The 6,916-nt window shown below is 69.6% G+C and carries 8 protein-coding genes and 1 pseudogene; 3 read left to right on the top strand and 6 right to left on the bottom strand.

The genetic code is table 11. The annotated features are described in order from the left end of the window. Positions 1-268: 268 nt before the first annotated feature. From GT354_RS35215 to GT354_RS52935, 5 genes are all read right to left on the bottom strand, one after another. On the bottom strand, positions 269-664 hold the full coding sequence (locus tag GT354_RS35215; protein WP_161360447.1) for an ATP-binding protein: 396 nt from the start codon (positions 662-664) through the stop codon (positions 269-271). A gap of 249 nt (positions 665-913) precedes the next feature. Then, positions 914-1,753: a hypothetical protein gene (locus GT354_RS35220; protein ID WP_161360448.1), complete on the bottom strand. Its 840-nt coding sequence runs from the start codon at positions 1,751-1,753 to the stop codon at positions 914-916. Beyond that, positions 1,737-2,639: an aldo/keto reductase gene (locus GT354_RS35225; RefSeq protein ID WP_161360449.1), complete on the bottom strand. Its 903-nt coding sequence runs from the start codon at positions 2,637-2,639 to the stop codon at positions 1,737-1,739. Before GT354_RS35225 ends, GT354_RS35220 begins: the two co-directional genes overlap by 17 nt. Beyond that, on the bottom strand, positions 2,636-3,826 hold the full coding sequence (locus GT354_RS35230; RefSeq protein ID WP_161360450.1) for a cupin domain-containing protein: 1,191 nt from the start codon (positions 3,824-3,826) through the stop codon (positions 2,636-2,638). Before GT354_RS35230 ends, GT354_RS35225 begins: the two co-directional genes overlap by 4 nt. A 9-nt stretch (positions 3,827-3,835) precedes the next feature. Beyond that, positions 3,836-3,973 carry a hypothetical protein gene (locus GT354_RS52935; protein ID WP_202512651.1) on the bottom strand — a complete coding sequence of 46 codons (138 nt, stop codon included), beginning with the start codon at positions 3,971-3,973 and terminating at the stop codon, positions 3,836-3,838. Between the two features lie 215 nt (positions 3,974-4,188). On the opposite strand from GT354_RS52935, the gene GT354_RS35235 reads away from it, so the two are divergent. Further along, a complete protein-coding gene (locus GT354_RS35235) occupies positions 4,189-5,334 on the top strand; it encodes a helix-turn-helix transcriptional regulator (protein WP_161360451.1) in 1,146 nt (381 codons plus the stop codon). 17 nt (positions 5,335-5,351) lie between these two features. Further along, entirely contained in the window at positions 5,352-6,101 is a 750-nt protein-coding gene (locus GT354_RS35240; RefSeq protein ID WP_161360452.1) for a 5-formyltetrahydrofolate cyclo-ligase, read from the top strand. Positions 6,102-6,270: 169 nt separating this feature from the next. On the opposite strand, the pseudogene GT354_RS56765 reads toward GT354_RS35240, so the two are convergent. Then, positions 6,271-6,678, bottom strand: a pseudogene (locus tag GT354_RS56765) (DUF4232 domain-containing protein); the annotation flags it as partial. A gap of 22 nt (positions 6,679-6,700) precedes the next feature. Between GT354_RS56765 and GT354_RS56770 the strand changes: the two are divergent. Then, a partial coding sequence (locus tag GT354_RS56770) for a hypothetical protein (protein WP_346012326.1) occupies positions 6,701-6,916 on the top strand: 216 nt, incomplete at its 3' end.

Here is a 6,916-nt window from a genome sequence, read left to right on the forward strand (position 1 = left end):
GGTCGACGATCGATCAGTGGGCGCTGACGCGCCAGCGGGGGCCGAGTGGACGTCACCCACCTCGGCTCCCGCCGGGGCCGGGCGCGCCGGGAGGCCCTGATCACGCGCACCCCCAGCGCCGTATAACCGCATAACCGCAGCCCTCGACCAAAACGCAACGGGTGGTGCGGGTGGGAACAACCCCCAACCCGACCAACCCACCCCCGCAGCCAGGGGCGCAAACCCCAAGCGGAGACCCTGGCGTCGGCCCGTTGAACGAACCGGCCGATCACGGGCACACCGCGAATCCGGCGATGAACGCCTGGTAGCCGTTCTGTCGGCGCTCGCATCGGAACGTGGTCGTCCAGGAGTGGGTCAGGAGCAGTCCCCGTCCGGATTCGGCATCCGGTTCCTCGACGGGTTGCGGCAGTTTCACCGCAGGTTGGCGGGCCAACACTGTTACCCAGAACAGGCCGTCGGCCGTGTGGGTGGTCACCAGGACGACGCTCGTCGGCCGGCCGTGGACGAAGACGTTGGTGGTCAGTTCGCTGATCACCACGGCGACGTCGTCCTCGTGGGCGCCGGCGACTCGTGCCTTGGCTGCGGCATGCTCACGCGCGGTCCGTACGGGCCGAGAGCCCCGCAACCGTAGGACGGAGGGAAGTTCGAGAGTATCGCTGGGCACAGTAGTCCTCAGACTTCGCGGGATGCTTGGTGAAAACCATTCGTGTGCGCATGAGCGAGCGCACGACCGACCCGGGTCGGAATCGCGACACCGGTACGCGAACGGGTTCCGCTGCAGGGTGGAGTGTCAGGCTCCGGACGGCACAACAGGCGAAGCCCCGTTCAGGGGTTCCCCCGGGTACTGCGCCAACGCGCCGCCGCCCACACCCAAGCCAATCCGTCGGCTTGGCTCCTGGGAGGAAGCGAAGGGTCAGCTGCCGAGGATTCGGCTTGCTCGGGCGCGTAGGGGTTGTTCCAGGTCGAGGTTGTCGCCGCGGGTGGTGGTCTGCAGGAGCTGGGTGATGACGGCGAGTTCGGAGAATCGGCCTACGGCGGTGTTCAGCACGTGCGCGAACTCGCTCCGAATTCGCGCTGCGACGTCCGGGACGAGGAGGCTGTAGGTGTGGAGCATCGCGGCGTCGTAGCCGGTCGGGGCGGTGCCCCAGCCTTCCCAGTCGAGGATGGCGAGCCGGGGTGCGGTCAGGTTGGCCCAGTGCAGGTCGCCGTGGGCGGTGGTCCAGGCGGGCACGGTCGTGTCGATCGGGCGTCCGAGGTATTCGGGCATGGCGCGGTCGACGTATGCCTGGCGCAAGGCGACGCGGTCGGTGGTCACAAGGGCGATGTGGTCGAGTGCCCGGCGCAGGTCGTGCCACCACGTGTCGTCGAGCCCGGGGTCCTCGCGGAGTACCGGGCCGGAGGTGGTGATCGGTCGCGCCGTAACGCGGTCGTGGAGTTCGGCTCGGAAGGCGTGGTCGCCGTCGGCCCAGTCCTCGACGCCGCGCAGTCGGGGTCTCGGTACGGAGTCCGGGATGGCTTTCTCGGCGTCCTCGGGCCCGAGCCACAACCGGCCTCCGGCCTTGTCCACCGGTGCGCGGACGAGTCGAAGCCACCCAGGGCCGTGGTCACCGGCGACGGGCCCGCCGAGGGTCCTGCCGCGCCAGCCCCATACTTCGGTGCCGTCGTCGGGAACGACCGCGAGGGCGGTTGTGGAACGCCGGTAGGCGTCGCGCATCGAGGCGACTTCGCGCGGGTCGTCAGGCGGCGAAAACATCGCTGATCCTTCGGAGTCGGCTCGGGTCGAGCGGCGGACGCGCACAGGCACTCATGGCGTCGCTCCAGTGTTGCGGGTCGCTGCTGGAGAGCAGGACACGACACACTCCCGGAGCGGATGCCGGCACGATCAGGGCGGCCTGCGCAGCCGTCAGTCCGTCGCCGACGAGTTCGACGGCCTCGGGCGTGAGCATCGCGGGTAGCTCGCCCCCGTGCAGTGGCGCCGATGCAAAGACCTCGATGCCCGCCGCGAGGGCGTCTCGAAGCACGCCGCCGCCCGCCATTGCCGCGACGACCGGTTCGAGGTGGACCAGGGAAATGGGAAGTTGCACTGCCCGCAGGTGGTGCCTCTCACCGGCGACGGTCCGCGTCATGGACAGCAGCGTCCCGACGTCGAACCGGCCGGTGGAGAAGCCGGTCCAGGTCGCGACGCCGTAGCCGCCGATCGTGCCGTCGGCAGCCGCTTCTTCGAGGACCCCGATGGCCGACAGCAGTCGCGCGGTTCGGGCCTCGCGGCTCCTCTCCGAGGCGTGTTCGGGATTGTGCAGGAAGACGACGTCGGGTCGTCGCCCGAGCTCGGAGCGGCTGCGGTGGATCTGCCAACGCACGAACTTTGGCGCCAGGCTGTGCCGGATACCCGCTTCGCGTCGGTGGAGAATTCCTGCGGTGAGTGCCTCGGTGGCGGCCTCCCGGGTCATGAAGCCGACCTTCGTGGACACCCGGATTCGAGGGTGTGCCGCGAGGATCGGCGCGAGAGCGCGCTCGGCCGTCCCGGCGCCGTAGTTCGGCGCGGTGTCGATCCACTCGACGCCGGCGGCCACCGCGACCGTCGCCGCGAGTGCCACGTCGCGGCAACGATAGGTACCCAAGGCGAGCGTGGCCGTCACGTGGTCACCGTCCCTACATGCGCGACCTGGCCGGCCACCAGTTCGGTGACCACGGCGGCGGCCTGTTCGACCCGCACCCCCGACGCCTGCGCGAGCTTGCCGAGCCGCTGGGAACGGCCGTCCAGGAGAAGGGCGAGCATCCCGTACACCTGCGGGGCGAAGATGAACTCCCCGCCGCCTGCCGTGAGTACGACCCGGTCGTCCGGGTCACGGGTCACCGATGCCCGTGAGACGAGGAGTCTCACCGGTAGCCCGGGGGACGGGGGCACGCTGTCGACATAGGGAAGCGAAGTGCCCTGCCGAGGCTGCTCGGTCGCGTCCCGGAATTCGGCGTATCGATCGACCACGCCCTCGGCTTCGAGCTCGGCCGTGACGAGCTTGAGCAGGGTATCGGCGAAGTCCCGCTTCTGTTGTGCCGATCCGAGCCGCGGCACGTCGGCGCGCACCGCCTGATGGGTGCGCAGGGTGTCGGCGAGCCAGCCGATCAGGTCGGCGCCGGTCGTGCTCTGCAGGCCGAAGGTCAGGTGCAGGGAGCGCCCGCCGTTCTCGGCGGCGACGGCGTGCCACCAGCCGCGCGGCACGTACAGCGTGTCGCCCGGGGTGAGTACGAGGTCCGCGATCGGTTCGTCGGGTGGCGCTTCGGGGGCTTCGACGTCACGGTGCATCGGAGCGACGCGAGTGGGACCGTACAGGCGCCACCGCTTGGCGCCGTCGACCTGGACGACAACGACGTCGTGGTCGTCCCAGTGGGTTCCGAAGCCTTCGTTCGCGGTCCACGACGCGTACAGGTTGGCCTGCACCGCAGTGCGGAAGCCGCGTTCCAACTGGGCAGCGAGCTCGCCGATGCCGGCGTGGAGTTCGTCGGCGGCGTCCAGGACGAGGGTGGCGCCGGCCGCCAACTGCTCGTGCAGCGCGGCCGGTTGGATGCGGTTCCACACGGTGTTGCGGCGGGTGGTCACCGGTCGCGTGTACAGGTGCTGCGGCAGCATCTTGCCGCCCGAGCACAGGCGAAGGCGCGGCGGTTCGAGGCGGTGCCGGGCCAGGACGGCGTTCACGTCCTCCCAGCCGAGCAGGCCGGCGACGGTGGTGGCGTCCCCGCGCGCGATACGAAACTCTCGGCCGAACACCCGGGCGAGGAAGGCCTCCCCGCCCAGGCGCCCGACCACCGAGGTGTCGGCGGTCGTCATGTCGGGCCGTCAGTCGTTCGTGTCGCTGACGCCGGTCGAGCCGCCGTCGGACGGCTGCTCGGCGCGCGAGCGGGCGGCCACGATACGGCGACGGGCGACCAGCAGGCCGTCCTCCGCCTTGGCCGTGGTGGGCACGATCTGAGGCATGGTGACTTCCTCTCCGTTGCGGGGTCGGCCTGATACCGACCCCTGCGCGATGCGGTGGGCGAGAGTTCACGTCCCGGTCCGTTCGCGTAGGTCCACCGAACCGTGTTGCCCGGCTCGGGAACAGCGCGCCAAAGCCGCACACATGCTGCATCCATGCGGCACTGTGGGTGATGAGCTGGGTTTTCGGCGGAGCATGGCAATCGGGAGGCCACGCCGTGACGTTCAAGCGCCATCGACTCGTGCAGCGCCGCGAGTCCCAGGGATTCACCCAGGAAGCACTCGCCGAGCGGCTCGGCGTCGACCGCTCCACGATCGCCCGCTGGGAGAACGGGAAAGGCCCACAACCGTGGATGCGCCCGAATCTGGCGAGAGCGCTGGGTCTGTCCCCGGAGGGGCTCGACACGCTGCTGCGCGATGTCAGCGACGGCGATCGGCCACCAGTGCTCGGAAGTCTCGCCCACGGTGACCCGGCCACCGGCGCCGCGTTACGCGCGGACCTCATGGATGTCGCCGAGCGCTATGACAACTCGCCTTCCGCGGGACTACTCGCCGACGCGGGCCGGCTCCTGACTCGCGTCACCATGGCCGCCGACCAGGCCCGCGTCGGAAGAGCCCAACGCGAACTCCGCAGCCTGCAGGCCGAGGCGGTGACCCTGATGGGCCAACTCGTCTGGGACGCCTCGCAACGCTCGGACCACACCACAGCCCACACCTACTACGCACAGGGCATCGATCTCGCTCGCCACCTGCACGACCGCACCCTGGAAGGCCGAGCCCTCCTACGCACCGGATACCTCGCGCTGTACGGCACCTGCCAACCACAACAGGGCCTCGACTACTCGCTGCGAGCAGCCGAGGCCGCCAAGACCACCAGCCCCGCTCTGTTGGCCGTCGCCCTCCTCCACGTGGGCGAAGCGCACGCCATGCTCGGGCACGCCGGCGATTGCGAACGAGCCCTTGCCCGTGCCGAACGCCATCTCGACCGGGTCAGCGACGTCGACGCCGCCGGCGACCTCGTCTCCCCCACGCAGTTCGGGCGCCTGGCCGGATCGTGTTATCTGAACCTCGGACAGAATCAGCGTGCTCGGCGGCAACTGGAGTCGACCGCCGCGCAATTGCCCGCCAGGCGGAAGTCGCGCACCATCGTCCTCGGAAACCTGACCCTCGCCCTCATCAGGCAAGGCGAGCTCGACAACGCCGTATCCGTGCTCGGCCAGGCCATCGACGAGCTGGAACTGACCCGAGGAGGTGGGGGCATGAACGTCATCTTCGCCGCCGGCCGCGAACTACGCCCCTGGCATCGCAGAGTCGACGTACAAGACGTGCAGGACCGCCTCTTCACCCTGATGACCGCCACCTGAACACCAAGGAGCGTGCGGTGCCCACCGAGCACGACCAGGCCAAACAACGTGTCCGCGAACGAGTATGGGACGCACTCGACGCTGCGGCCGTCGTCCACGACGTGACCAGCCACGGCCGAATCCCGGACTTCCACGGCAAGGACCAGGCTGCCGAACGTCTCGCCGCACTCCCTCGTTGGAAGACCGCCGGCATCATCAAATCCGTGCCCGACAAGGCACAACTACCCGTCCGTGTCGCGGCCTTGGCCGGGGGCAAAATCGTGTACATGGCGGTCCCCAAACTGGCGACGCCGAAGCCGTTCTACGTCCTTGACCCCGCAGCACTCACGGCCCCGCCCGAGCATGCCGCGTCCAGTCACATCGCGGCAACCATCGCCCCGACCGTCGACGTCGAAGCCCTCCAACCGATCGACATCGTCGTCCTCGGCAGCGTCGCCGTGAACCGCGCCGGTGTCCGCATCGGCAAGGGCGCCGGATACTCCGACATCGAGTTCGCCCTGCTCACCGAGGCCGGCCTCATCAGTCCCGACACCCTCATCGTCACCACGGTCCACGCACTCCAAGTCGTCGACGAGCCGATCCCGGCCACCGAACACGACGTCACCGTGGACTTGATCATCACCGCCGAAGAAGTCATCAGGACAACCGGCACGCATCGCCCGTCAGGCATCCTCTGGGATCACCTCACACCAGTAAAGATCGCGCAGATCCCCGCACTCGCCTTGCGAGCCTCCCGACCCATCGGCGGGTCGAGCAAACGCATCTGAGAAGAGAGTGCGGCACCGCGGGGCGTGATTCCCGGGAGGTCGATAGTCCGATCCGGCCGTGACCGTCCGTTGGCGGCGTGGCGGCGTGTGGGCGGTGGTTTCGACCCGCCGACGGCCACGGCCCCTCCGCGGGTGCGGAAAGGGGCCGTGGCCGAGGTGTTCGTCGAGGTCAGCCCTCCTCGCCGCCTTGGCCCGCGCTGCCGATCGGGCCGACCTTGACCGGGGTGCCGCTGCCGTCGGAGACGGGCAGCGAGCCGGCGCCCGGCCAGCGCAGGGTGTACGTCTGGGTCTCGCCGGGAGGGGTCACCAGCAGGTCCGTGATCCGCACGCCCGAGCCGCCGGTGTCGTTGATCGGGTAGCTGATACCGAAGGACACCGACTTCCCCGGCTTGAGGACCATCCGGTCGGCCGGCTGCCCGTAGCGCTCCGCGGAGATCTGCCCCGCGTTGGTCTTGAGGTCGACCCCCGCGTACCCGGACAGGACGCAGTCCTTGCCGCCGTCGTTCTTGAACGTCACCGCGACGGTGCCGTCGGTGTCACCGCCGATGGTGCTGTCCATCGCGGTTATCTTCAGGTGATCGGTGAGGCACTTGTCGACCGTGTCACTGCCACCGGAACCGGTGGAACCGGTGGAGCTGTTGCCGGTGGTCGCGCCCTGGCCGCCGGAACTCGTCCCCGTGGAGGTCTTCCCGCCGGAGTTCGTCCCGGACGAGTTCGCCCCACCCGTGGTGGTCTTTCCGCCGCTCTGGTTGGCGCTCGGGGCCGGCGAGCCGGGCGGGGCGACCGTCTGGCCTGCCGAGGCGGGCGCGGGGGCC

It is taken from the genome of Streptomyces sp. SID3343 (assembly GCF_009865215.1).
Taxonomy (GTDB): domain Bacteria; phylum Actinomycetota; class Actinomycetes; order Streptomycetales; family Streptomycetaceae; genus Embleya.